At 60.8% G+C, this 24,524-nt stretch carries 23 protein-coding genes; 21 read left to right on the forward strand and 2 right to left on the reverse strand.

The features are described 5' to 3' along the window. Window positions 1-42 precede the first annotated feature (42 nt). From PY650_RS13815 to PY650_RS13825, 3 genes are read left to right on the forward strand one after another with little or no spacing between them, the layout of a single operon-like run. A complete protein-coding gene (locus tag PY650_RS13815; protein ID WP_432761527.1) occupies window positions 43-1,782 on the forward strand; it encodes an ABC transporter ATP-binding protein in 1,740 nt (579 codons plus the stop codon). A gap of 15 nt (window positions 1,783-1,797) precedes the next feature. After that, a complete protein-coding gene (gene dapB, locus PY650_RS13820) occupies window positions 1,798-2,622 on the forward strand; it encodes a 4-hydroxy-tetrahydrodipicolinate reductase (protein WP_285879862.1) in 825 nt (274 codons plus the stop codon). A gap of 27 nt (window positions 2,623-2,649) precedes the next feature. Further along, window positions 2,650-3,285: a 2,3-bisphosphoglycerate-dependent phosphoglycerate mutase gene (locus PY650_RS13825; protein ID WP_285879863.1), complete on the forward strand. Its 636-nt coding sequence runs from the start codon at window positions 2,650-2,652 to the stop codon at window positions 3,283-3,285. A 100-nt stretch (window positions 3,286-3,385) separates the two neighbouring features. On the opposite strand, the gene phnF is transcribed toward PY650_RS13825, so the two are convergent. After that, entirely contained in the window at window positions 3,386-4,120 is a 735-nt protein-coding gene (gene phnF / locus PY650_RS13830; protein WP_285879864.1) for a phosphonate metabolism transcriptional regulator PhnF, read from the reverse strand. Window positions 4,121-4,221: 101 nt separating this feature from the next. Here phnF and phnG point away from each other — a divergent pair, with 101 nt between their 5' ends. The 14 genes from phnG to phnN all read left to right on the forward strand — a co-directional run bounded on the left by phnG (window position 4,222) and on the right by phnN (window position 16,609). Further along, window positions 4,222-4,698, forward strand: a complete 477-nt coding sequence (phnG, locus tag PY650_RS13835) for a phosphonate C-P lyase system protein PhnG (protein WP_285879865.1) — start codon at window positions 4,222-4,224, stop codon at window positions 4,696-4,698. After that, window positions 4,698-5,327, forward strand: a complete 630-nt coding sequence (gene phnH / locus PY650_RS13840; protein WP_285879867.1) for a phosphonate C-P lyase system protein PhnH — start codon at window positions 4,698-4,700, stop codon at window positions 5,325-5,327. Before phnG ends, phnH begins: the two co-directional genes overlap by 1 nt. A gap of 3 nt (window positions 5,328-5,330) precedes the next feature. Then, window positions 5,331-6,440 (forward strand): carbon-phosphorus lyase complex subunit, encoded by a 1,110-nt coding sequence (locus PY650_RS13845; RefSeq protein ID WP_285879869.1) that lies wholly within the window; start codon window positions 5,331-5,333, stop codon window positions 6,438-6,440. Beyond that, on the forward strand, window positions 6,437-7,318 hold the full coding sequence (locus tag PY650_RS13850) for an alpha-D-ribose 1-methylphosphonate 5-phosphate C-P-lyase PhnJ (protein ID WP_285879870.1): 882 nt from the start codon (window positions 6,437-6,439) through the stop codon (window positions 7,316-7,318). The genes PY650_RS13845 and PY650_RS13850 overlap by 4 nt, the downstream gene beginning before the upstream one ends. Beyond that, entirely contained in the window at window positions 7,315-8,091 is a 777-nt protein-coding gene (gene phnK / locus PY650_RS13855; RefSeq protein WP_285879872.1) for a phosphonate C-P lyase system protein PhnK, read from the forward strand. Before PY650_RS13850 ends, phnK begins: the two co-directional genes overlap by 4 nt. A 4-nt stretch (window positions 8,092-8,095) precedes the next feature. Further along, window positions 8,096-8,803, forward strand: coding sequence for a phosphonate C-P lyase system protein PhnL (gene phnL / locus PY650_RS13860; protein WP_285879874.1), 708 nt, complete (start codon window positions 8,096-8,098; stop codon window positions 8,801-8,803). After that, a complete protein-coding gene (locus PY650_RS13865; RefSeq protein WP_285879875.1) occupies window positions 8,800-9,417 on the forward strand; it encodes a DapH/DapD/GlmU-related protein in 618 nt (205 codons plus the stop codon). The genes phnL and PY650_RS13865 overlap by 4 nt, the downstream gene beginning before the upstream one ends. 301 nt (window positions 9,418-9,718) lie before the next feature. Further along, window positions 9,719-10,573, forward strand: a complete 855-nt coding sequence (gene phnC / locus PY650_RS13870; protein ID WP_285879876.1) for a phosphonate ABC transporter ATP-binding protein — start codon at window positions 9,719-9,721, stop codon at window positions 10,571-10,573. Window positions 10,574-10,665: 92 nt separating this feature from the next. Beyond that, on the forward strand, window positions 10,666-11,571 hold the full coding sequence (gene phnD, locus PY650_RS13875; RefSeq protein ID WP_285879877.1) for a phosphonate ABC transporter substrate-binding protein: 906 nt from the start codon (window positions 10,666-10,668) through the stop codon (window positions 11,569-11,571). A gap of 68 nt (window positions 11,572-11,639) precedes the next feature. Continuing rightward, on the forward strand, window positions 11,640-12,620 hold the full coding sequence (phnE, locus tag PY650_RS13880; protein ID WP_285879921.1) for a phosphonate ABC transporter, permease protein PhnE: 981 nt from the start codon (window positions 11,640-11,642) through the stop codon (window positions 12,618-12,620). Between the two features lie 8 nt (window positions 12,621-12,628). Next, entirely contained in the window at window positions 12,629-13,975 is a 1,347-nt protein-coding gene (phnE, locus tag PY650_RS13885) for a phosphonate ABC transporter, permease protein PhnE (protein WP_285879878.1), read from the forward strand. A 192-nt stretch (window positions 13,976-14,167) separates the two neighbouring features. Beyond that, window positions 14,168-14,860, forward strand: a complete 693-nt coding sequence (locus PY650_RS13890; protein ID WP_285879879.1) for a DUF1045 domain-containing protein — start codon at window positions 14,168-14,170, stop codon at window positions 14,858-14,860. A 10-nt stretch (window positions 14,861-14,870) separates the two neighbouring features. Next, window positions 14,871-16,010, forward strand: coding sequence for an alpha-D-ribose 1-methylphosphonate 5-triphosphate diphosphatase (locus tag PY650_RS13895; protein ID WP_285879880.1), 1,140 nt, complete (start codon window positions 14,871-14,873; stop codon window positions 16,008-16,010). Then, the gene (gene phnN, locus PY650_RS13900) at window positions 16,007-16,609 is read left to right on the forward strand and encodes a phosphonate metabolism protein/1,5-bisphosphokinase (PRPP-forming) PhnN (protein ID WP_285879881.1); all 603 of its coding nucleotides are present in this window, start codon (window positions 16,007-16,009) and stop codon (window positions 16,607-16,609) included. The genes PY650_RS13895 and phnN overlap by 4 nt, the downstream gene beginning before the upstream one ends. Before the next feature lie 215 nt (window positions 16,610-16,824). Here phnN and polA read toward each other — a convergent pair whose 3' ends face one another. Then, complete coding sequence (gene polA / locus PY650_RS13905; RefSeq protein ID WP_285879923.1) at window positions 16,825-19,827, reverse strand: DNA polymerase I; 3,003 nt, start codon at window positions 19,825-19,827, stop codon at window positions 16,825-16,827. Between the two features lie 447 nt (window positions 19,828-20,274). Between polA and PY650_RS13910 the strand changes: the two genes are divergently transcribed. The 4 genes from PY650_RS13910 to PY650_RS13925 all read left to right on the forward strand — a co-directional run bounded on the left by PY650_RS13910 (window position 20,275) and on the right by PY650_RS13925 (window position 24,497). Continuing rightward, window positions 20,275-20,691, forward strand: a complete 417-nt coding sequence (locus PY650_RS13910; protein ID WP_285879882.1) for a MarR family winged helix-turn-helix transcriptional regulator — start codon at window positions 20,275-20,277, stop codon at window positions 20,689-20,691. 112 nt (window positions 20,692-20,803) lie between these two features. Continuing rightward, entirely contained in the window at window positions 20,804-22,192 is a 1,389-nt protein-coding gene (locus PY650_RS13915) for a M20/M25/M40 family metallo-hydrolase (protein ID WP_285879883.1), read from the forward strand. Between the two features lie 192 nt (window positions 22,193-22,384). After that, window positions 22,385-23,473, forward strand: a complete 1,089-nt coding sequence (locus PY650_RS13920; protein ID WP_285879884.1) for a LacI family DNA-binding transcriptional regulator — start codon at window positions 22,385-22,387, stop codon at window positions 23,471-23,473. A gap of 1 nt (window position 23,474) precedes the next feature. Beyond that, on the forward strand, window positions 23,475-24,497 hold the full coding sequence (locus tag PY650_RS13925) for a polyamine ABC transporter substrate-binding protein (RefSeq protein WP_285879885.1): 1,023 nt from the start codon (window positions 23,475-23,477) through the stop codon (window positions 24,495-24,497). The last annotated feature ends 27 nt before the right edge of the window (window positions 24,498-24,524 follow it).

Below are 24,524 nucleotides of genomic sequence, written 5' to 3' on the forward strand. Positions count from 1 at the left end.
GACACCAAAAACATTAGCGTCGACAGCGAAGCCATTACCGGCATGCTAAAGCGCATCATTGCCGAGAACGGCCGCGATCACATTCGTGGCTATGCTACCGCGATCACCTGTCTGATCGTTGTAGCACTGTCGACGGCCTATATCGGCTATATCGTCAAATCGGTTATCGACAGCGCCTTTATCGCGCGCAACATCGTGGACGCCTGGCGAATTTGCTTCAGCATTTTCATCGTTTTTGTCTTGCGCGGTTTTGCGGGATATTTCCAATCGGTCATCCTGTCCAAGATCGGCAACAATATCATCGCCCGCTATCAGCGTCGCCTCTACTCACATCTGATGACCCTGTCGATTGGCTTCTTCAGCGAAGCCCGTTCCGCGCAGCTTGCGGCCCGGATCAGCCAGAACGTTTCGGGCATTCGTGACGTCATGAATCTTACGATCACGTCGACGGCGCGAGACTTACTGACCTTCGTGTCGCTGCTTTGCGTCATGGTCTTCCAGGATCCGGTGCTCAGTATCGCGTTTATTGTCGTCGCACCGCCGCTCTTCCTGACGCTACGCTATATTTCCAAGCGCCTGCGCGCTGCCACGCGCGATGCGATCGTCCTGAATAGCCATGTCCTGGGTGCGATGCAGGAAACCATACAGGGCATTTCCATCGTCAAGGCGTTCACGATGGAAGAGGAGCTGGAGAACAAGATCAGCAAGCTGATCAACGCAGCCGAGCACCGGCAGAACCGCATCGCACGGCTATCGGAACGCAACGGGCCGCTCATCGAGACCGTCGCCGGATTTGCGATCGCCAGCCTCTTTGCCTATGCCGCCTATCGGTCAATTTATGACAATGTCTCGCCGGGTGTGTTTTTTTCCTTCGCCACCTCGCTGCTACTCGCCTACGATCCGGCTCGCCGCCTCGCCAAGCTGCAGGTGCAGCTAGAACGTGCCGTAGTCAATGCACGCATGATCTATGAACTGCTCGATTTGGAACCACGCCAGCGCGACCTACCGGATGCGAAGCCGCTCGCCATCACCGAGGCCCGCATCGAGTTTCGCGACGTTGACTTCGCCTATGGCGACGAGACTGTTCTATGCGGCGTGAGTTTCATCGCCGAGGGCGGCGAGACGACGGCATTGGTCGGCCCTTCCGGTGCCGGCAAGTCCACCGTCATCAATCTTATTCCACGCTTCTACGATCCCAAGGCCGGCAGCATTTTCATCGACGGGCAGGACATCGCCCATGTCACGAAGCAGTCGCTGCGCGAACAGCTCGCCTATGTCTCGCAGCAGCCCTACCTCTTCGAAGGTACGATCCGCGACAATATTCGTTACGGCCGCCCAGAAGCGACGAATGCCGAAGTGGAGGAAGCAGCCCGCCTCGCCTACGCCCACGATTTCATCCTGGCGCAGCCCCAGGGTTACGACACGCCGGTCGGAGAAAACGGCGTGACCCTTTCCGGCGGCCAGCGCCAGCGCCTGTCGATCGCCCGTGCGTTGGTGCGCAATGCGCCGATTCTGCTTTTGGACGAAGCGACATCGGCGCTCGATACCGAATCGGAAGCAGCCGTGCAGAAGGCGTTGGACGAAGCTATGAGCGGCCGCACCGTCGTCGTTATCGCCCATCGCCTGTCGACGGTGGTACGGGCGGAAAAGATCATTGTGATGCAGTACGGGCGTATCGTCGAAGAGGGCAACCACGAGACGCTTGCGACGGCCGACAATGGCCTTTACGCTCGCCTCAACAACCTCCAGCGGCCGGCCGTTTCCAGCAATTCCCGCAAATAAGACGATTGAGAAGACATGAGTGATGACGCGATGAAGCTGGTGGTGGTTGGCGCGGCGGGCCGTATGGGCCAGGCCCTGATCCGCCTTATCCACACCACCGAGAGTGCCACGCTGCACGCCGCCATCGCACGTCCCGGTTCTGCCTTCATCGGCAAGGACGCGGGCGAGATTGCCGGGTTGGGCCTGATCGGCGTTCCGGTCACCGACGATCCGCTTTCAGCCTTCCTGCATGCCGAAGGCGTGATCGACTTCACCACACCGGCAACCAGTGTCGCCTTCGCGGGCCTCGCCGCGCAGGCGCGCATCGTCCACATCATCGGTACGACCGGCTGTTTGGCGGCAGACGAAACCAAGTTCAAGGCAGCCTCGCGCCACGCCCGCATTGTCAAATCGGGCAATATGGGCCTCGGCATCAACCTCTTGAGCGTCCTTGTCGAGCAGGCGGCCCGAGCGCTTTCGCCGGCCGATTGGGACATCGAAGTCCTGGAGATGCACCATAAGCACAAGGTCGACGCGCCCTCGGGAACGGCGCTTCTGCTCGGCCAGGCAGCGGCAAAGGGGCGCGGCATCGATCTCGGCGAAAATTCTGTGCGCGCGCGCGACGGCCAAACCGGTCCTCGCCCCACCGGTACGATCGGCTTTGCGACCCTGCGCGGCGGCGGCGTGATCGGCGACCATTCGGTCATCTTTGCCGGCGAAAGCGAGCGTCTGACGCTCTCTCACAGCGCCGGCGATCGTTCGCTATTTGCCCGCGGGGCGCTTCAGGCCGCCCTTTGGGCGCGCGACAAGAATCCCGGCCTTTATTCCATGCTCGACGTTCTCGGGCTTTCCACACGTTGATCCCATCCTATCAAGGAGGAATATTTTATGAGCGGTACTCTCGTCCTCGTTCGCCATGGGCAGAGCGACTGGAATTTGAAGAATCTCTTTACCGGCTGGAAGGACCCCGACCTGACCGAGCTCGGCATCGAAGAAGCCAAGACCGGCGGCAAGGCACTTGCCGAGTACGGCATCAAGTTCGACATCGCCTTTACCTCCGTACTGGTCCGGGCCCAGCATACGCTTGACATCATCCTCGACAGCGTCGGCCAGACCGGCCTGAAGACCATCAAGGATCAGGCGCTGAATGAGCGCGACTACGGCGATCTTTCGGGCCTGAACAAGGATGACGCCCGCGCCAAATGGGGTGAGGAACAGGTGCATATATGGCGCCGCTCCTACGACGTTCCGCCGCCCGGCGGCGAAAGCCTGCGCGACACCGGCGCCCGCGTATGGCCTTATTACCTGACAGAAATCCTGCCCCGCGTTCTTGCTGGTCAGAAAGTGCTGGTCGCCGCCCACGGCAACTCGCTACGCTCGCTGGTCATGGTCCTCGACCGCCTCAGCAAGGAACAGATCCTCGCGCTCAACCTCGCAACCGGCGTGCCGATGGTCTACAAGCTCAACGCCGACTCCACCGTCGCCTCCAAGGAAGTGCTCGGCGACATGTCGAACGCGCACTGAGCGCCGATAATTTGCGAAATGCCCCTCACCCTAGCCCTCTCCCCGTAAACGGGGCGAGGGGACGATTTCTTCTGCGGCGAGCTCTCGCTCCTTCGAAACCTCAATTCTCGATGGTAAAGCGCACCCTGTCGGCAGCGAAGCGTGAAATTGAATATTGCACCGGAACATTGTCGAGATCCGAATTGAGCGCCCGTGTGACGAGCACGATGGCGCCCGGGGATAGTTGCAGGTCAGCCAGATCGCCTTCGTCGGCATGCGTCGCGGTGATCTCTGTGGTGACGCGCACATAATCCGGCACGCCAAGCTCTCGAAATGCCTTGGTGATCGATCCGGTCGTCCTATAAACCTCGGCAATAGCGCCGAAGCGATCCGCCGGGAACCAGCTTGTCGCACGCGACACCGGACGATGATCCGCCTGACCGATCGTTTCCAGACGCACAAGCCGCGTGCCGTTCTTGATATTGAGCTGTCGAGCCAATTCCGTGCTCGCTGCCTCCTCTGTAGCGGCAAGTAGGACACTGCGTGTCTCGCGCACCTGATCGCCAATGCCCTGCGAAAATCGCGTCCGCTTCGAAATCGGGAAACTCAGGCGCTCCTTGCGCTCGATCAACGTTCCACGCCCCTGCACGGCCCTGACGATCCCTTCCTGCGCCAGTGCCGCAAGCGCGCTTCGGATCGTGTGCCTGTTGACCCCAAACTGTAGTGCCAGCACCGTTTCCGGCGGCACCATGCCCGTGTCGTCGAAATCGCCATGATTGATCGACGTGCGAATCCGGTCGGCGATCTGCCGCCAGAGCGCCACGCCCGTCTGTCTTTGTACCTTCTGTCCCGCCATATTATCCGCTTGCTGTGTCACACGCTTGTCATGTCCTACCAATAAAGATAAAACTACCTTGTATGGTTGTCTATATCAATAGACATTTTGAGGATAACGCGATGAATTCAGCACAGAGGCAAGAGGCGGAGGCGCAGGAGCGCCGCGAACGCAAGCGCGCCACCGATCTTTTGGCCCGGGCCGAACGCGACGAGCTCGATGCGGCCTGGGAAGCACTGCTCAACAAGCCGACGGTTCAGCCAGTACGCGGGCCGGAAACCGGGCTCGTCATGGTGCGCGGGCGCATCGGCGGCGGCGGTTCGCCCTTCAACCTCGGGGAGGTTACGGTGACGCGTGCCACCGTCAAGCTTGCCTCAGGCGCGGTCGGCCATGCGCATGCACTCGGCACTGACCGCGAAAAGGTGCGGCTTGCGGCGATCTTCGATGCACTTTGGCATCAGCCTGCCACCAAGGAATACGTCGAGAAGACGATCCTGCTGCCGGTCACCGATCGAATTGCCGAATACGACCGCAAACGAGCTGAGGAAACGGCCGCCACCCGCGTCGATTTCTTCACCATGGTCCGCGGAGAAGATTAATGAGCCTTTCCAACACCCCCACGATACCCGGCGATGATACGCTGACCGGCGGTTTTGCCGATCCGGTATTCGGCGCGCAAAGCGTCTTCAAGATGATGATGGACGCGATGGCGCGGCCCGGAATCATCCAGACGGTCATTTTGGACATCGCCCCGCCCGGCCCGCTCGACATCGCCGCGGGCGCGATCGGCCTCACTCTTTGCGATCATGATACGCCAGTCTGGCTGTCGGCCGGTCTCGCCAAGTCGCCCATGCCGGAATGGCTGAGCTTTCAGACCGGTGCAGCGGTGACCTCGGAAAGGATCGAAGCGCGCTTCGCCTTCATCGAAGCCGGCGTGGCGCTCTCTTCGCTCAACCAGTTCGCCGTCGGCACGCAGGAATATCCCGATCGCTCGACGACATTGGTATTGGAAATCGCGGCCCTCGAGGGCGGCAAGGAATTGGCGCTCTCCGGCCCCGGCATTGCCGATATCCGCATGATCGCTCCGATCGGCCTGCCGGATACATTCTTGCGCATCTGGAACGACAACCGTGCGCTTTTCCCGCGCGGTGTCGATCTCGTTCTGACGGCGGGACGGCAATTCCTTTGCCTGCCGCGTACCACCAAGATCATCGCGACGGAGATGTAACGCATGTATGTTGCCGTTAAAGGCGGCGAAGCCGCCATCGCCAATGCCCACCGGCTGCTCGCCGATCGTCGCCGCGGCGATCGTTCGCTGCCGGCACTCGGCATCGACCAGATCGTCGCGCAGCTGGCGCTCGCCGTCGACCGCGTGATGGCCGAGGCCTCACTTTATGACCGTACGCTGGCCGCGCTTGCCGTTCGCCAGGCGCGCGGCGACATGATCGAAGCGATTTTCCTGCTGCGCGCCTATCGCACGACGCTGCCGCGCTTCGGCTATTCCCGGCCGCTGGACACGTCGGCGATGAAAATCGAACGCCGCATCTCCGCTACCTACAAGGACCTCCCGGGCGGCCAGCTTCTCGGCCCCACGTTCGACTATACCCACCGTCTGCTCGATCCGGACCTGCTCACCGATACGCCGGTGGACGAGCCGATGCAGCGGCCGGCGGAAGAAGGCCGCGTGATGCGGGTCTCCGAAATTTTGGGCCAGGAAGGGCTAATCGAAGGCGACGGCGAGATGCCGATCGACCACGAGACCGGCGACCTGACGCGCGAGCCGATGGAATTCCCGATGACCCGCGATCTGCGCCTGCAGGCGCTGGCTCGCGGCGACGAAGGCTTCCTGTTGGCGCTCGGCTATTCGACCCAGCGTGGCTATGGTCGCACCCACCCCTTCACCGGCGAGATCCGCATTGGTGAAGTGGAGGTCGAACTCGACGTGCCCGAACTCGGCTTTGCCGTCTCGCTCGGCTCGATCCAGGTCACCGAATGTCAGATGGTAAACCAATTCAAAGGCTCGGCCAAGGCGCCGCCGCAGTTTACCCGCGGTTACGGCCTCGTGTTCGGCCAGAGCGAACGCAAGGCTATGGCGATGTCGCTGGTCGATCGGGCGCTCCGCGCCGACGAACTCGGCGAGGATATCGTCGCGCCCGCCCAAGACGAGGAATTCGTCATCTCCCACTCCGACAATGTCCAAGCGACCGGCTTCGTCGAACATCTGAAGCTGCCGCACTATGTCGACTTCCAGGCCGAACTCGACCTGGTGCGCCGCATGCGGCGCGACTTCGAGGCCGCCCGCGATGGCGGCAAGGATCCCATGACGGAGGCAGCCGAATGACCGAACTCGCCACCTACAATTTCGCCTATCTCGACGAACAGACCAAGCGCATGATCCGCCGCGCCATCCTGAAGGCGATCGCCATTCCCGGCTATCAGGTACCCTTCGCCTCGCGCGAAATGCCGATGCCCTACGGCTGGGGCACCGGCGGCGTGCAGCTGACGGCAGCGATCATCGGACCCTACGATGTCCTGAAGGTTATCGATCAGGGGGCCGACGACACGACCAACGCCGTGTCTATACGCGCGTTCTTCCAGAAAGTGGCTAACGTCGCAGTCACCACCCGAACTGACGAAGCCACCATCATCCAGACGCGCCACCGCATCCCGGAAGCCAAGCTCGGCCCCAACCAGGTACTGGTCTACCAGGTGCCGATCCCGGAACCCCTGCGCTTCCTGGAGCCGCGCGAGACCGAGACCCGGAAGATGCATGCGCTCGAGGAATACGGTCTCATGCATGTGAAGCTTTACGAGGATATCGCCCGCAACGGCCGCATCGCCACCACCTACGCGTATCCGGTCAAGGTCTCCGGCCGCTACGTGATGGACCCGTCGCCGACGCCGAAATTCGACAATCCGAAAATGCACATGTCGGATGCGCTGCAGCTTTTCGGCGCCGGCCGCGAGAAGCGTATTTATGCCGTGCCGCCTTACACCGAGGTCGTCAGCCTCGATTTCGAGGATCATCCCTTCGAAGTGCAGCGCTTCGACAAGCCCTGCGCGCTTTGCGGTGCCGAGCAGGTCTATCTGGACGAAGTGATCCTCGATGATAAGGGTGGCCGGATGTTTGTCTGCTCCGACACCGATTTCTGCGAGGACCGTCGCGCCCATGGCCATATGGGTACAATGTTGGCACCCAACAAGGAGGCCGCCGAATGAGTGCCACGCCACTCCTCAAGGTCAAGGATATCTCGAAATTCTACGGCAGCCGCATCGGATGCCGAAACGTGTCCTTCGACCTTTGGCCCGGTGAAGTGCTGGCGATCGTCGGCGAATCCGGTTCAGGCAAGACGACGCTGCTCAACTGCATCTCGACCCGGCTGCTGCCGACCACCGGCAGCGTCGAATATCATATGCGCGACGAGACCTATCGCGAGCTCTTCCGCATGAACGAGGCCGAGCGCCGCTTCCTGATGCGCACCGACTGGGGCTTCGTCCATCAGAACCCGGCCGACGGCCTGCGCATGACGGTCTCGGCCGGCGCCAATGTCGGCGAGCGGCTGATGGCGATCGGCAACCGGCACTACGGCAATATCCGCGCCACGGCGGTAGACTGGCTGGAACGCGTCGAAATCGACGCCGACCGCATCGACGATCAGCCGCGCGCCTTCTCCGGCGGCATGCGCCAGCGCCTGCAGATCGCCCGCAATCTGGTGACCGGCCCGCGCCTAGTATTCATGGATGAGCCAACCGGCGGCCTCGACGTTTCCGTTCAGGCCCGCCTGCTCGATCTCGTGCGCGGCCTCGTCAACGATCTCGGCCTGTCGGCGATCATCGTCACGCACGACCTCGCCGTCGCCCGCCTGCTGTCACACCGCATGATGGTGATGAAGGACGGCGTGGTGATCGAACACGGTCTCACGGACCGCGTGCTCGACGATCCACGCGAGCCCTATACGCAACTGCTCGTCTCCTCGATCCTGCAGGTTTAAGGCCATGGCAACTCCCCTCGTCGTTTCCGAAGTCTTCAAAAGCTTCACCATGCACCTGCGCGACGGCATCCGCCTGCCGGTCGTCGCCGATGTCTCCTTCTCCGTTGCCTCGGGCGAATGCGTCGTACTCGGCGGCCCTTCGGGCATCGGCAAGAGCTCGCTCCTGAAGATGATCTACGGCAATTATGCCGTAGACAGCGGCCAGATCCTCGTGGTGCACAAGGACAGGATCGTCGATCTCGCCGCCGCCGATCCGCGCACCGTGCTGGAAGTTCGCCGCTATACAATGGGTTATGTCAGCCAGTTCCTGCGAACCGTGCCGCGCGTTGCGGCCATCGATGTCGTTGCCGAACCGCTGTTGGCGCGCGGCGAAAGTGCCGATAGCGCCCGAGAAAAGGCGGCCAGCTTGCTGACGCAACTCAACCTGCCGGAAGAGCTCTGGCAATTGCCGCCCGCCACTTTCTCCGGCGGTGAGCAGCAGCGCGTCAACATCGCCCGCGGCTTCATAACCGATCACGCCATTCTGCTGCTCGACGAGCCGACCGCCTCTCTCGACGCCAAGAACCGCGCCGTCGTGGTCGACATGATCGAACGCAAGAAAAAGGCGGGCGTCGCGCTGCTCGGCATCTTCCATGACGAGGAAGTACGCGAGGCTGTCGGCAGCCGCATTCTCGATGTCTCGCAATTCTCACCCAGAAAGTCAGCCGCATGAACCGCCAATTGGGCGAAACGCCCTTCATCAGCCCGACCGCCACCGTCAAGAACTCGACGCTCGGCCGCTATACCGAAGTCGCTGACCGCTGCCGCATCGATGAAACCGAGATCGGCGACTATTCCTATATCATGCAGGACGGCGCCGCCTGGTGCACGACGATCGGCAAGTTCGTCAACATTGCCGCGGCGGTGCGGATTAACGCCACAAATCATCCGACCTGGCGGGCGACGCTGCATCACTTCACCTATCGCGCAGCGGACTATTGGCCGGATGCCGATATGGAGAAGGATTTCTTCACCTGGCGGCGCGACCACCGCGTGACCATCGGCAACGATGTCTGGATCGGCCACGGCGCCACCATCCTTCCAGGCGTCATCGTTGGCAACGGCGCAGTCATCGGAGCCGGCGCGGTCGTCTCCAAGGACGTCGCCCCCTATACGATCGTCGGCGGCGTGCCGGCCAAGCTCATCCGCCAGCGCTTCACCGAATCAGTCGGCGCGCGCATGGACAAGCTTGCCTGGTGGAATTGGGATCATGCCACGCTGCGTACTGCACTTGACGACTTCCGCGCCCTTTCCGCGGAGGATTTCTTGGTCCGCTACGGCGCGTGACGCCTCCGCGCAACAGGCGCAATCATCGCTCAAATCTGCCTCGAAGCCCGAAAATCCTTCGCGATTTTCGGGCTTCTTCGTTGCCGTTGCGAAAGGCCCAAATGACGGTGGATTGTAACAGCAGTTACATAAATCTGACATCGGAGCTTCATGAACCGGGGCTAATGCGTTGCCTATGCTCAGCGCATGACCGCCTCGAAGGCCTCTTCGAAGCGAAGGATCATGCGCCTGTCCAGATGGTCCCGCGGCGCCGATCTCAATGTTTGCAGTGGAACCAGCCAGCCGTGAAAGGGAAGACCTCATGTTCGAGCTGAAGAATGTCTCGCGCCGATTCGGAAACAAGCTCGCCGTCGATTCCGTGACGCTGGACATTCCACAAGGACAGATGGTCGGCGTCATCGGCCGTTCGGGCGCCGGCAAATCCACGCTACTGCGAATGATCAACCGGCTCGCTGATCCGAGCTCCGGCTCGATCCACTTTGCCGGCACCGAAGTTTCCAAATTGCGCGGCCGGGCATTGCGTAGCTGGCAGCGCGATTGCGCCATGATCTTTCAGCAGTTCAACCTGGTTCCTCGCCTCGACGTGCTCACCAACGTCATGCTCGGCCGCTTGAATCAGCGCTCCACCATGCTGAGCCTGCTTGCCATTTTCAGCCGCGAAGAGCGCATCGAAGCCATCGCAGCGCTTGAACGCCTCGGCATCGAGCAGACCGCCTTGCAGATGGCCGGCACGCTATCGGGGGGCCAGCAGCAGCGCGTTGCCATCGCCCGCGCCCTTATGCAGCAGCCGAAAATGATGCTCGCCGATGAGCCGATCGCCTCGCTCGATCCGTTGAACGCGAAGATCGTCATGGATGCGCTTCGCGACATCAACGAGCGCGAGGGCATCACCGTCATCACCAACCTGCACACACTCGATACGGCGCGCAACTATTGCGAACGCATCGTCGGTATGGCGGCCGGCCGCGTTGTCTTCGACGGCAAGCCCGCGGAGCTGACGGCCGAGGCCGTCAAGGAAATCTACGGCACCGACAAGGACGGTGCCGGCATCGACGAGACGATGACGTCGACCGCTATCAATCTTTCCGATCCGTCCGCGCAAGGCGCGGCAAGCCCATCTGCCGGCCCGCAACCGCTGGCACTGGCCGGTCTCTGAGGGAGCCGGCCGCGATCGAAGGCCCGCGTTAAGGGCGTATTTCTTTTAGACCGAAGACATCCGGGGACACCGGCTAATCAGGAGACGAACCCATGTTGAAGAAGACCCTTCTCGCAGCCGCAGCGCTTCTCGCGCTCGCTGGTGGCGCTGCCGCTCAGGACATCAAAGAATTCCGCGTTGGTATTCTCGGTGGCGAAAACGAAGCTGACCGCCTGCGCAACTATGCTTGCCTCGCCGACCACCTGAAGGAAGCCTTCGGTTTCGAAAAGGTTTCGCTTTTCCCGGCTGCCGACTATGACGGCGTTATCCAGGGCCTGCTCGGCGGCACGCTCGACTTCGCCGAACTCGGCGCTTCCGGTTACGCCGGCACCGTCATCAAGGACCCGAAGGCCGTTACCCCGATCCTGACCACACAGCAGACGGATGGCTCAACCGGCTACTACTCGATCGGTCTTGCTCTGAAGTCCTCCGGCATCAAGACGATCAACGACGCCAAGGGCAAGAAGCTCGGCTACGCCGATCCGGACTCCACGTCTGGCTACCTCGTTCCGCTGACGCAGATCCCGAAGACCACCGGCATGCCGAACGACAAGTTCTTCGCTTCGACCCAGTTCAACGGCGGTCACGAGAACAACCTGCTCGCCGCCTATGACGGCAAGGTCGACGTTGCTGTTGACGACTCTTCGGGCCTCGGCGATTTCAAGGACGGCTTCACCTCCGGTACCTTCCGCAAGGAAGTCGACAAGGGCGCCGTTGACCCGAACAAGCTCGTCGAAGTCTGGCGCTCGCCGCTGATCCCGAACGGCCCGCTCGTCGTTCGCAACGCGCTCGGCACCGAATGGCAGGCCAAGCTGACCGACTTCTTCCTGAAGCTCCCGACCACCGACGCCAAGTGCTTCTCGGCAATCGAAGGCGGCGACTTCAAGGGCTACGTCAAGGTTTCCCCGGATTTCTACAACGCCATTATCGACGTTCGTAGGGCTGCCATCGGCGGCTGATGCCTATCCAGACAGAAGGGGCGGCCGGCGCCGGCCGCCCCTTTTCCTATCACAAGGACAGGACTTTCATGACGATTGCCGATACTCAGCCACAGATGCAAAGCGCGCCCCAGAGCGCCAAGGATATCGGCGACGCATGGAGCAGGATGGTGGCCCGCCGCCGTCTCTACACCGTCATCGGCCTAGCGATACTGATCTTCGCCTTCGTGAGCTCCGTACGTTTTGCCGACCAAAGTAATGCCGGTCATTTCTTCGACCGTCTGCCGCATCTTTTCGATTTCCTGAGCTGGCTCATACCCAAGGATTGGGCCGACGTCTATCGCGCGCTATTCGACCTGCCGAGCCCCAACGGCGCAGGCGGCGTCGGTGGTGAGGAATTCAACTTTCCGAACGGCCGCGTCTATGTCTGGGGCGATTTCTACATCCCCGAATATTTCGAGCTGATGCTCATAACGATCAATGTGGCGCTGGTCTCCACCTTCATCGGTTTCGTCTTCGCACTGCCCCTCAGCTTCTTTGCCGCACGGAACATGTCGCCGTCGCACCCGCTGCGCCTTGTGACGAAACGCTTCATGGAACTGCTGCGCGCCTTCCCCGAGATCGTCATCGCCGGCCTGTTTTCGGCGATCCTGTCGATCGGCCCGATCGCTGCCATCATCGCCGTCGGCCTGCACACGATCGGCGCGCTCGGCAAGCTCTTCTATGAGGTGGTCGAGAATATCGACATGAAGCCCGACGAAGGCATGAAGGCAGTCGGCGCAAGCTGGACAGAGCGCGTTCGCTTCGCTGCCCTGCCGCAAGTGCTGCCGAACTTCATGTCCTATACGCTGCTGCGCTTGGAAATCAATGTCCGCGCCTCGACCATAATCGGCGCCGTCGGCGGCGGCGGTATCGGCGAAGAACTGAAGCTCTCGATCTCGCGCGGCTTTGGCGCCAAGACAGTAGCCCTCGTGCTGCTGCTCTTCGTGACGGTCATCGCCGTCGACCAATTTTCCGCATGGCTCCGTCGCCGCCTCGTCGGCGAACATGCCTTCCTTCTGCAACATTGAGGTGGGCCATGTCCGTCATCGACGCAAGCCGCATGCAAGAAATCGAAGCACGCTACCCGGAAATCTTGCACCGATCGTTCCACCAGCGTTTCGGCGCGTTGCTGATCTTCATCGGCGTGATCCTCTACGGTATCTACGCCGTCTGGTTCTTCGACCTGCCGAGGGTCATCGCGGAAGCCCATTGGGAGCGCGTGGGCATCTATTTGAGCGAATGGATCAGCTACGACGTGCAGCCGGAATTCCGCATTTCCGCTGACAAGATCAGCGTCAAATATCCCCGTTATTCGCCGCTTGGCGACGATCCGCATCCGGATTGGGTCACCAACAATCCTGACGGCAGCCTGACGGTCTCCGTCAGCAGCACCAGCCGCACGGTGACGATTACGAAGACGCAGGCGATCCTGACGGCACATGGCGTCACCGTTCCGATCGATATCACGGGCGATTCGCCGAAGGTTCTCGGCTCAGAGCCGGTACCGTCCTGGGTTACCGTCTATGACGACAACATCCTCGCCAATATGGGCTTTGCCGGCGACGTCAGCATTTCCACGGACCGCGTGAAGATCCGCAAGCGCTTCCTCGGCTGGGCCAACTTCATCTTCGATACGCAATCGCCCTTCTTCGACAAACCGGCGAGCGAAGTCATCGGCCTGATCGTTGCAGGCCCGCGGCTGAAGGCGAATGAATCCAACCTGTCGCTCGCTTTCGACAATTTCTGGAACAACACCGCCTGGCAGCACGGCGATGTCATCACGAAGCTGTTCCAGACCATCGTCATGGCCTTCCTCGGTACGCTGCTAGGTTCGCTTGCAGCCTTTCCGTTGGCCTTCATGGCGGCGCGCAACATTACGCCGAACCGGGTGCTCAACCAGATATTGAAGCGCTTCTTCGACTTCCTGCGTTCGGTCGACATGCTGATCTGGGCGCTGTTCCTGACCCGCGCCTTCGGCCCCGGCCCGCTCGCCGGCAGCGGCGCGATCTTCCTGACGGAGACCGGCACGCTCGGCAAACTCTACTCCGAAGGGCTGGAGAATATCGACAACAAGCCGCGCGAAGGCGTCAAGTCCACCGGCTCCTCGACGGTCCTCGTTCATCGCTATGGCATCATGCCGCAGATCGTTCCCGTCATCGTCAGCCAGACGCTCTACCAATGGGAATCGAATGTACGCGGCGCCACAATTATCGGCGCGGTCGGTGCCGGCGGCATCGGCCTGAAGCTCTGGGAAGCCATGCGTACCAACGCCAATTGGGAAAACGTCGCCTATATGGTGCTGCTGATCTTGATCGTCGTCTTCCTGTTCGACATGGCGTCCAATGCACTGCGCAGGCGCTTGATGGGGACGCACACCGGGTGAAAAAAGGCTACTGAAAGCCGCGTTCTATCATCATTTTGTCACGGGAATCCGTTAGCGCAGGCGCGGGCACGACAGGATCGGTCGCGCCGGCCTTAGCCGGATTCGATTCGCCCCCGTCTGGCTTCACTTGCGGTTTGCCGCCAAATCACCGAACAATGTTTCGCGCAGCCGATTTTTCCAAGGAATATAGCCTTGCGCTACGCTCTCTATTTTACTCCGCCGAAAGCCGATCCTTTGACGGCGCTTGCCGCCCGCTGGCTTGGCCGTGACGCTTTTTCAGGCGAGATTTTTTCCGATAAGGCCATCGGCTTCGTGCCGGAGGACCACGCCGAGATCATTGCCGAGCCGAGCCGCTACGGATTTCACGCCACGCTGAAGGCGCCCTTCGAGCTAGCAACGTCGGTCACCGAGCGCGATCTTGTGGACGTGGCCACCGATTTTGCCGTGCGCACGCCGGCCTTTGCCATTCCTGAGCTCGTGCTCGGCCAGCTCGGTCACTTTTTCGCGCTCGTTCCGGCGATGGTCTATCAGCCGCTGCAGGACTTCGCCGCGCAGGTGGTCAAGACCTTCGAGCCATTTCGCGCCGCCCTTTCCGATCATGATATTGCACGGCGCAAGCCGGAAGGGTTGACCGAACCGCAACGTGCCAATCTGTTGCGCTGGGGCTATCCTTATGTGCTGGACGAATTCCGCTTCCATATGACATTGACAGGCAGGGTCACGTCAGAGCGACAAGCCGGCATCCATGACCTGCTGCGCGACCGCTTCTCCGACCATATCGGCAAACCGCTCACCATTTCGGGCCTTGCCGTTTTCGTCGAAGAAGAGCGTGGTGCGCCCTTTACCGTCCGTTCCTGGCTGCCGCTTGCCGGCGCCCAAAGCTGAAAGACATGACATGACCAAAGAAACCGTCCTCTCCAACGCCCGCATCGTCCTCGAAGACAAGGTTCTTCAGGGGTCGGTACTGATCCGCGACGGGCGGATTGCCGAATTTTCCGAGGGCAAATCCGATATCGGCGAGGATTTCGAAGGCGACTATCTGATTCCCGGCCTTGTCGAGCTGCATACGGACCATCTGGAGGCGCACTATTCGCCACGTCCTGGCGTACGCTGGAACAAGACGGCGGCTATCCAAGCGCATGACGCCCAGATCGTCACTTCGGGTATCACCACCGTGTTCGACTGCCTGCGCATGGGTTCGGATGAAGACGGCGGCTTCGAAAAAGGCGAAATGCGCGACATGGCCGACGCCATCCAGGCAGCACAACGCGAGGACCGTCTGCGCGCCGATCACCTGATCCACCTGCGCTGCGAAGTGTCCTCCGACAACGTGCTCGATCATTTCCAGGACTTCGAGAAAGATCCTTACGTCCGCCTGGTTTCGCTGATGGACCATGCGCCGGGCCAGCGCCAGTTCCAGACCATGGATCAGTACATCTTCTACTATCAGAAGAAGCGCGGCCTGAGCGACGAGGCCTTCGCCCGTTTCGTAGCTAAGCGCCAGGAAGAATCGGCCAAATACGCGACGCCGCACCGCGACGCGATTTCGAAGGTCTGCACTGAACGTGGCATCACCATCGCCAGCCATGACGACGCCACGCTCGCCCATGTCGACGAGGCTGTTGCCTACGGCGTCCGGCTGGCGGAATTCCCGACTAGCATCGACGCCGCTAAAGCTTCGCATGGCGCCGGCATGAGCGTGCTGATGGGCGCGCCGAACATCGTACGCGGCAAGTCACATTCCGGCAATATCGCTGCCCGCGATCTCGCCGACCTCGGCGTGCTCGACGTGCTGTCTTCGGACTATGTACCGCTCAGCCTGCTGCATGCCCCCTTCATCCTTGCCGACGAGGTCGAGGGCATTTCGCTGCCGCGGGCCATCGCCATGGTGACGGCCACGCCTGCGAGGACCGTCAGCCTGAACGACCGCGGCCGCATTGCCGAAGGTCTGCGCGCGGATCTCGTGCGCGTCCGTCGCGATCAGGGCGTGCCGGTGACGCGCTCAGTCTGGCGGGAAGGGCGGCGAGTGGCATGACACTCGACACCAAAATCGAGCCGGCTAAGAATCTGGCAGCCGACACGGCCGGCACCCTGGCCGTCGTGGTAGGCCCCAGCGGTGCCGGCAAGGATACGCTGATGAATCTCGCAGCCCGGCATTTCGCAGGCCGGGCCGATGTTCATTTCGTCCGCCGCATCATCACCCGTGAGGGCGATGCCGGCAACGAAGATCACATGAGCGTTTCGGACGCCGATTTCGACGCCATGCAGCACGCCGATGCCTTTGCGGTCTCCTGGGAGGCACATGGGCTGAAATACGGCATTCCGGCTGACGTCGCCGGTGAGCTTAAGCGTGGCACTCTGGTCATTGCCAATGGCTCCCGCTCGGCGTTGCATCACTTCCAGACCGCATTTCCGCGGCTGAAGGTCATCAACATCACGGCGCGGCGCGAGGTATTGGCAGAACGGCTGATGGCCCGCGGTCGCGAAAGCCGCGAAGATGTGCTGAAGCGGCTGGAACGCAGCTCACTTTCCGTCAACGGCAGTTACGACGTCGCCAATATCGACAATAGCGGCACACTTGAAGACGCCGAGCGGGCGATTATTTCCGTGCTGGAAGCGCTGATCCGGAGGTAAGCGTCCGGTGTTCCACCCGGAACATCCTGACCGCACCTAACTATGCATGGCAATCCGCTCTGTCGCCGCCTCATGCCCAGGTGCCTTGGCGGACAAACGTCAATGCCTCGATGCACGAGGTGGTCGGTTACCGCCACCCGAGGTTCGAGGCTCCGGCCTTTCAGGCCTCCGCACCTCACCATAGGACTGGTCTCTCTGCGGCGCCCTATACTGTTTCAGTGCGCCTCGTCCCAATTGTTGGCGGCGCGAGCGTCCACCTTCAGCGGCACGGACATATTGACCGCCGGCATGGCGGCATTTTCCATTACCGAGACGATGATCGGCGTAGAGCGCTCAACATCGGCGTCTTCGACTTCGAAGATCAATTCGTCGTGCACCTGCAAGAGCATGCGCACGCGATCGGCGAGGCCAGCCGCTACAAGCGCCGGCTCCATCTTGATCATGGCGCGGCGGATGACGTCGGCCGCCGAACCCTGGATCGGAGCATTGATCGAGGCGCGTTCATTAAAGGCGCGCACGGACGGATTGGAGGAGCGGATTTCCGGAAAATGGACGCGGCGGCCGAAGATGGTCTCGACATAACCCTTATCGCGCGCTGCCGCCTTGGTGCTTTCCATATAGTCGCGAATGCCGGGGAAGCGCTCGAAATACCGCTTGATATAGTCACCCGCCTCCGAGCGCTCAATCGAAAGCTGGTTGGCAAGACCAAAGGCCGAAATGCCGTAGATAATGCCGAAATTGATCGCCTTGGCGCGACGGCGAACTTCACTCGGCATGCCTTCGATCGGCACGCTGAACATTTCCGAGGCCGTCATGGCGTGAATGTCGACGCCGTCGGCGAAGGCCTGCTCAAGCTGCGGAATGTTGGCGACATGCGCCAGCACGCGTAGTTCGATCTGGCTATAGTCGGCCGAGATCAGCTTGTGGCCCGGCGTCGAGATGAAAGCCGTGCGGATCTTGCGGCCTTCGGCCGTGCGAACCGGAATGTTTTGCAGGTTCGGCTCGGAGGAGGATAGGCGTCCGGTCGTGGTCGAAGCCAGCGAATAGGAGGTGTGGACGCGCTTGGTTTCGGGGTGGACGTAGCCCGGCAAGGCGTCGGTATAAGTGGATTTCAGCTTGGTTAGCTGGCGCCAATCGACGATCTTGCGCGGCAGCTCGAGGCCGGCGGCGGCCAGATCTTCCAGCACTTGCGCGGAAGTCGACCATTGCCCAGTCTTGGTTTTATTGCCGCCGGCAAGGCCCATCTTTCCGAAGAGAATATCGCCGAGTTGTTTCGGCGAGCCGATGTTGAAGCGTTCGCCGGCCAGCCTGTAAATCTCGTCCTCCAGGGCAGCGGCACCCTGCGCCAGCTCGCCGGAGAGGCGCGACAGGATCTGCCGGTCGATCGTGATGCCGCGTTCTTCCATGTGAGCGAGAACCGGCACCAGCGGCCGTTCCAGGCGCTCATAAACGCTGGTGAGCTTTTCCGCTGCCAGCCGCGGCTTCAGCACCAGCCAGAGCCGCAGCGTCACATCCGCATCTTCAGCGGCATAGGCCGTGGCCCGGTCGATATCGACGAGATCGAAAGTGACGTTCGATTTGCCGCTGCCGGCGACATCCTTGTAAGCGATGGGCTTATGGCCGAGCCAGCGCTCCGACAGGCTGTCCATGCCGTGCGTGCCGTTGGCGCCGCCATCCAGCACGTAGGAAAGCAGCATGGTATCGTCGAAGGCTTTTAGCTCGATGCCATAGCGCTTCATCAGCAGATAGTCGTATTTCAGGTTCTGCGCGATCTTGAGGATGGAAATGTCTTCCAGCAGATCCTTCAGCCGCGGCAAGGCATCGCGCAGCGGTATCTGATTATCCGCCAGCCCGCCGCCGAGCAGATCGCCGACGCCGTTTTTGTGACCGAGTGGCACATAGGCGGCTCGAATGACCGCACCCGAAGGATCTTTTCGATTATCGGCGATGGCGAACGAAAAGCCGACGATTTCTGCCTGCATCGCGTCGAGCGACGTCGTCTCCGTATCGAAGGCGACGATGCCGGTCTCGCGCGCGTCAGCAATCCACTGGTCAAGGACGGCCAGATCACGAATAGTTACATAGGTCGAGTGATCGATGGGTGCGGTGGCGAAGCTTGCCGCCCGTTCCTTGGCAAGTTCGGCCGGCTCCGCGGCACTTTCAGACGCCATGCGCGACTTGACCACGGGTGCGGGCACGGAGGCGCCCTCGGCCACGACCCGGCCGCCTGCAACGAGATCGACATTTTCAGCGACATCGAGATCGGGACCATGGGCGGTATCGCCCCACTCGACCTTGACCTCGGATGCTTCGATCGCCGCCGCGTCACAATTGCAGGCATCGGCGACACGGCGCGTCAGCGAGGTGAATTCCATCGCCTTCAGGAAGCCGATCAGTTTCGGGCCATTCTGCGGTTCGAGCACTAGGGCGTCGAGCGACAGCTCCAACGGCACATCGGTCCTCAGCGTCACCAACTGCCTGGAAATTCGGGCCAGCTCGGCATTGGCGACGATATTTTCGCGGCGCTTCTGCTGCTTGATTTCGCCGGCACGGGCAAGCAGCGTGTCAAGATCGCCAAACTCTTCCAACAACTGCGCCGCCGTCTTCGGGCCGATGCCGGGAATGCCGGGCACGTTGTCAATCGAATCGCCGGTCATGGCCTGCAGATCGATCATCTTTTCCGGTGGCACGCCCCATTTCTCGATGACATCGGGTATACCGATCTGCTTGTCCTTCATGCTGTCATACATGTGGACCATGGGGGTGACGAGCTGCATCAGATCCTTGTCGGAGGAGATGATGGTGACATCGGCGCCGTTTGCCTCCGCCTGACGAGCATAGGTGGCGATGATGTCGTCTGCCTCAAAGCCGTCCGTCTCGATGCAAGGCAGGTTGAAGGCGCGCGTCGCCTCGCGGATGAGCCCGAATTGCGGGATCAGCTCTTCCGGCGGTGCGCTCCGGTTGGCCTTGTAGGCGTTGTAGATGTCCTTGCGGAAAGTCTTCGAGGAATAGTCAAAGATGACGGCGAAATGCGTCGGCGTGTCGCCGACCGAAGTATCGCGCGCCGAAGTCAGCAACTTCCACAGCATGTTGCAGAAACCGGAGACGGCGCCGACGGGCAATCCATCGGATTTGCGCGTCAGCGGCGGCAGGGCATGGAAGGCCCGGAAAATGAAACCGGAGCCGTCGACGAGGAAGAGATGATCACCATTTTTCATGGCAACATGGATAGCGTGGTGCATCTCCAACGTCCATATAAAGTTCCACTAGGCGATGTGCGAAAACGGCCAAAATCTCTCACCGAAACGTTACTATTTTTTAATCAATCTAATCTGCCGATTCCCTTGAAAAACCATATTCGGAGTATCATGTTTTAGTCACCGGCGATTGATTACGCCGAGGGTCTGGCAACCGGCCTGTCCCCCGCCATGTCAGACTTGGACAAAGGCCTATCCCCCTCTCCGGGCCTTTGTCCCCCCTTCAAAGCCGTCATGGTCCCCCCTCCAGGCCATGGCGGCTTTTCTATTAGAATTCATTCACATAGCTAGCAAAACAACGCACCGAATACCACCAGAATTTAGCCGTCCTCGGACGGGTCCACCCAAGATTTGCTGATTGTCTTACTCCAAAATACGGGCATACTTACAATCATGGGATTTAACCGGATGGACTCTGCGGCTTACCTTGCCAATCAAATGGCGAAGGGGTTTGCCCGCTCGTTGCAACAACGGGCGGCGGGGCTTGGTTTTTCGCCCGGCCAGTTCCCGATATTGCTCGAATTGTGGTCCGAAGATGGGCTGACGCAGAAGCAATTGCTGGAGCGCGTTGACATCGAACAGGCGACGATGGCCAATACCTTGTCGCGCATGGAGCGCGATGGGCTGGTGGAACGCCGTCCGCATCCATCCGACAAACGCGCGCAACTGATCTTCCTGACCGGCAGGGCCTCCGCCATGCAGACTGAAGCCGTCGAAGCGGCGATGGCGGCAGACCGGGAGCTGTTCAGAGGCTTCCGCACCTTCGAGCGCGAGTTGCTGCTTGAATATGTCCGGCGCATCCTGGAAAATGCCAAGCATCTCTAGCGTACCGTGTCTTGTCTGATTGGTCCGCATCCGGAAATTTTCAATTTTCCTGCCTCGAAACCGGATCTGCTTTGGTCTATCGTCCGGCCAATTTCTATGTAAGGAGTCGGATATGACCGATGTATCGCCCGTTCTCGACCGCGCCGATCAGAACCTTCCATCCAGCCTCGATAACCTTTTCGAACTGCTGCGCATCAAATCCATATCGACCGATCCAGCCTTCAAGGCGGAGTGCCGTAGGGCGGCGGAATGGCTGGTCGCCTATCTGAGCTCGCTCGACTTCAAGGCCTCGGTGCGCGACACGCCCGGCCATCCGATGGTCGTAGCCCATCACGACGCGGCAAGCGCCGATGCGCCGCATGTTCTTTTCTATGGCCACTACGACGTGCAGCCGGTCGATCCGCTCGAGCTTTGGGAGAGCGATCCTTTCGCGCCTGCCATCAAGGACATGGGCAACGGCCGCAAGATCCTGACCGGCCGCGGTACCTCCGACGACAAAGGCCAGTTGATGACCTTCGTCGAAGCCGTTCGCGCCTATAAGGAAATCAAGGGTGCGCTTCCGGTCCGCATCACCATCCTGTTCGAAGGCGAAGAGGAATCCGGCTCACCGTCGCTGAAGCCTTTCCTCGAAGCCAATGCCGCCGAGCTAAAGGCGGACTTTGCATTGGTCTGCGACACCGGCATGTGGGACGGCGATACGCCGGCGATTTCGGCCGGCTTGCGCGGCCTCGTTGGTGAAGAAGTCACGATCGATGCCGCCGACCGCGACCTGCATTCCGGCATGTTCGGCGGCGCCGCCGCCAACCCGATCCATATCCTCACCGACATTCTCGCCGGCCTGCATGACGAGACCGGCCGCATTACGCTCGACGGCTTCTATGATGGCGTCGAGGAAACGCCAAGCAACATCAAGGCCTCATGGGAATCGCTCGGCATGACGACGGAGAAATTCCTCGGCGAAGTGGGCCTCTCCATTCCGTCGGGCGAAAAGGGCCGTTCGGTCATGGAGCTCATCTGGGCGCGGCCGACGGCCGAGGTCAACGGCATCACTGGCGGCTATACGGGCGCCGGCTTCAAGACCGTGATCGCTGCCAAGGCGTCGGCGAAGGTATCGTTCCGCCTCGTCGGGCAGCAGAACCCGACTGCAATCCGCGAGAGCTTCCGCGCTTATGTCCGCTCGAAGGTTCCCGCCGACTGCTCAGTAGAATTCCATGCGCATGGCGCCTCGCCCGCGATCCAGTTGTCCTACGACTCGCCGGTGCTGACCAAGGCGAAGAATGCCCTTTCCAACGAGTGGCAGAAGCCGGCTATCGTTATCGGCATGGGCGGATCGATCCCGATCGTCGGCGACTTCCAAAAGATGCTCGGCATGGAATCCCTGCTCGTCGGCTTTGGCCTCGCTGATGACCGTATCCATTCGCCGAACGAGAAATACGAGCTGAGATCCTATCACAAGGGCATCCGCTCCTGGATCCGCATCCTCGACGCGCTCGTTGCTTAAGCTGTCGAACGGGGACGCGTGACTGAGATTGCGGGTCCTCCCCTTGTTTTCCTCTTCGCTGCAGTTTGCTACCATTCGCTGTGGCCAGCAATGATTGCACCTATATCAATTTCGATTCGACAAACACCGACAATTCTTGTAGGCCTTGATTAAACGATTAATCAGTTTTTTATCAATTGGTGCAACGACCAGATGGCATCCACGCGCACCGGACCCAATCTCAGCAGGATTGCAGCCTCGCTCGGCGTCTCCGTCGCCACGGTGTCCAATGCCCTTTCCGGCAAGGGACGTGTTTCGGCAGAGCTGGTGGAACGAATCCGCGCCACAGCTGCCGCGCTCGGCTATGTGCCGAGCCAGGCGGGCCGCGCGTTAAGGACCGGGCGGAGCGGCGTACTCGGCCTGGTTCTGCCCGATATTTCCAATCCGCTCTTTCCGCAGATCGCTCAAGCGGTCGAATATTCCGCCTCCGTCGCCGGCTACGGCATACTGATCGCCGATTCCCGCGGTGATGTCGGCATGCAGACCGAAGCGATAAACCGGCTGGTGGAGCGTGGTGTCGACGGCATCGTGATCGTGCCGCGACGCGGCACGCGCATCGCCGACGCCGGCTGCCCGGTGGCTGTCATCGATACGCCCTCAACGCCGGGCAATACAGTCTCCGCCGACCACTGGCAGGGTGGCCGCGAGATCGGCAGACATCTCCGCGATCTCGGACATCGCAAGATCCTGCTGATCGGCGCAAGCAGCACCTCGAATGTGCAGAACGATCGCATTGGTGGGTTCAAATCCGCCCTCGACGCGACCATAAAAACCGAAGTTCTCTGGATAGAAAAACTGGAAGAGCAGAACGGCCCGGGCTGCCTGTTGGGACTGGCGGATAAGGCGCAGCGAGGATTTACCGCCTTTGCCGCGCTCTCCGACCTGCATGCATTGCGCGCACTCACCGAATTGCAGCGGGCCGGCATTGCCGTGCCGGACATTGCCACAGTCACCGGTTTCGACGATCTCATCTGGTCGGCGGTCGTCACTCCCGCGCTCACCACAATGCGCATGGACATGGAGACGATCGCCGAGATCGCCGTCACGGCGCTGGTCAATGCCATCGAGAATGGCGGGCCGACCGAAAAAGGGGAGCTGGATGAAGCGGCTGCGGACGAGCCGCTGCCCGGCGGCCGGCTCGTCAGCGCAGAGAAATCGCGGGTACCGATGCGGCTTGTCATCCGTCAATCCTCCGGCCCACCCGGGCCGGCAAGAACGAACCTCTTAGCGGAGAACTCCTGACATGAAACGACTGCTTCTGGCTTCGGCCACCTTGCTTGCTCTCTCGTCGCTTGGCGCGCAAGCAGAGGAACGGACTCTCACTATCTCCGTCTATGCCTTCGCCCAAGACGATTACAAAAAGCTCGTCTACGATCCCTTCGAAGCCAAGTGCGGCTGCAAGCTGGTGGTCGAAACCGGCAATAGTGTCGAGCGTTTGGCGAAGATGCAGGAAAACAAGGCCAATCCGGTCATCGATATGGCCGTCATTTCCATGGCGGACGCCCTGCAGGCCTCTCGCGCCGGCCTGATCGACAAGATCGACACCTCGAAGCTCAGCAACTTCAACAAGCTCTACAACGTCGCCAAGGACCCGAATGGCGACGGCACGAGTGTCGGCTACACCTTCTATGCCACTTCGATCGCCTATCGTCCGGACAAGATGAAGATCGATTCCTGGACCGATCTCCTGAAGCCGGAATACGTCGGCCACATCGCTTGGCCGAATGTCACCACCAATCAAGGCCCGCCAGCGCTCTACATGCTGGGCCTCGCTCTCGGAAAGAATACACCCGACCTCGCCGCCCCAATCGGTGCTATCGGCGAACACAAGGGCGATATCGTTACCTTCTATGAGAAATCCTCGCAGCTCGTGCAACTGATGCAGCAGGAAGAAATTTGGGCCGCCCCGATCGGCCGCTTCTCCTGGGCCGGCTTCACCAAGCTCGATGTGCCCGTCGCCTGGGCGACACCGAAGGAAGGCCAGACGGGCGGCATGAACGTCATGGTCGTCACCAAGGGCTCGAAGAACCAGGATCTCGCCATGCAGTTCATGGACTTCTGGCTCTCGACCGAGGTCCAGACGTCGCTCGCCATGAAGCTTGTCGACAGCCCCGCGAACAAGGAAGTGAAGCTGCCCGAGAATGTCGCCAACAACCTGACTTACGGCGAAGACATAGCAAAAAGCCTGAAGCTCATTCCATCCGCCATCGCCCTCGACCAGCGAGATGGCTGGGTCAAGGAATGGAATGACAAGGTCGGCCAGTAAGGCGTCGGGATATCGCCCCCGCCGCTT

Source organism: Martinezella calliandrae (assembly GCF_030272695.1).
GTDB lineage: Bacteria > Pseudomonadota > Alphaproteobacteria > Rhizobiales > Rhizobiaceae > Rhizobium > Rhizobium calliandrae.

Bases quoted from the DNA above. Each gene is read 5' to 3' on its own strand.
- PY650_RS13815 (WP_432761527.1), top strand. From the start codon at position 43: ATGCTAAAGCGCATCATTGCCGAGAACGGCCGCGATCACATTCGTGGC.
- dapB (WP_285879862.1), top strand. From the start codon at position 1,798: ATGAGTGATGACGCGATGAAGCTGGTGGTGGTTGGCGCGGCGGGCCGT.
- PY650_RS13825 (WP_285879863.1), top strand. From the start codon at position 2,650: ATGAGCGGTACTCTCGTCCTCGTTCGCCATGGGCAGAGCGACTGGAAT.
- phnF (WP_285879864.1), bottom strand. From the start codon at position 4,120: ATGGCGGGACAGAAGGTACAAAGACAGACGGGCGTGGCGCTCTGGCGG.
- phnG (WP_285879865.1), top strand. From the start codon at position 4,222: ATGAATTCAGCACAGAGGCAAGAGGCGGAGGCGCAGGAGCGCCGCGAA.
- phnH (WP_285879867.1), top strand. From the start codon at position 4,698: ATGAGCCTTTCCAACACCCCCACGATACCCGGCGATGATACGCTGACC.
- PY650_RS13845 (WP_285879869.1), top strand. From the start codon at position 5,331: ATGTATGTTGCCGTTAAAGGCGGCGAAGCCGCCATCGCCAATGCCCAC.
- PY650_RS13850 (WP_285879870.1), top strand. From the start codon at position 6,437: ATGACCGAACTCGCCACCTACAATTTCGCCTATCTCGACGAACAGACC.
- phnK (WP_285879872.1), top strand. From the start codon at position 7,315: ATGAGTGCCACGCCACTCCTCAAGGTCAAGGATATCTCGAAATTCTAC.
- phnL (WP_285879874.1), top strand. From the start codon at position 8,096: ATGGCAACTCCCCTCGTCGTTTCCGAAGTCTTCAAAAGCTTCACCATG.
- PY650_RS13865 (WP_285879875.1), top strand. From the start codon at position 8,800: ATGAACCGCCAATTGGGCGAAACGCCCTTCATCAGCCCGACCGCCACC.
- phnC (WP_285879876.1), top strand. From the start codon at position 9,719: ATGTTCGAGCTGAAGAATGTCTCGCGCCGATTCGGAAACAAGCTCGCC.
- phnD (WP_285879877.1), top strand. From the start codon at position 10,666: ATGTTGAAGAAGACCCTTCTCGCAGCCGCAGCGCTTCTCGCGCTCGCT.
- phnE (WP_285879921.1), top strand. From the start codon at position 11,640: ATGACGATTGCCGATACTCAGCCACAGATGCAAAGCGCGCCCCAGAGC.
- phnE (WP_285879878.1), top strand. From the start codon at position 12,629: ATGTCCGTCATCGACGCAAGCCGCATGCAAGAAATCGAAGCACGCTAC.
- PY650_RS13895 (WP_285879880.1), top strand. From the start codon at position 14,871: ATGACCAAAGAAACCGTCCTCTCCAACGCCCGCATCGTCCTCGAAGAC.
- phnN (WP_285879881.1), top strand. From the start codon at position 16,007: ATGACACTCGACACCAAAATCGAGCCGGCTAAGAATCTGGCAGCCGAC.
- polA (WP_285879923.1), bottom strand. From the start codon at position 19,827: ATGAAAAATGGTGATCATCTCTTCCTCGTCGACGGCTCCGGTTTCATT.
- PY650_RS13910 (WP_285879882.1), top strand. From the start codon at position 20,275: ATGGACTCTGCGGCTTACCTTGCCAATCAAATGGCGAAGGGGTTTGCC.
- PY650_RS13915 (WP_285879883.1), top strand. From the start codon at position 20,804: ATGACCGATGTATCGCCCGTTCTCGACCGCGCCGATCAGAACCTTCCA.
- PY650_RS13920 (WP_285879884.1), top strand. From the start codon at position 22,385: ATGGCATCCACGCGCACCGGACCCAATCTCAGCAGGATTGCAGCCTCG.
- PY650_RS13925 (WP_285879885.1), top strand. From the start codon at position 23,475: ATGAAACGACTGCTTCTGGCTTCGGCCACCTTGCTTGCTCTCTCGTCG.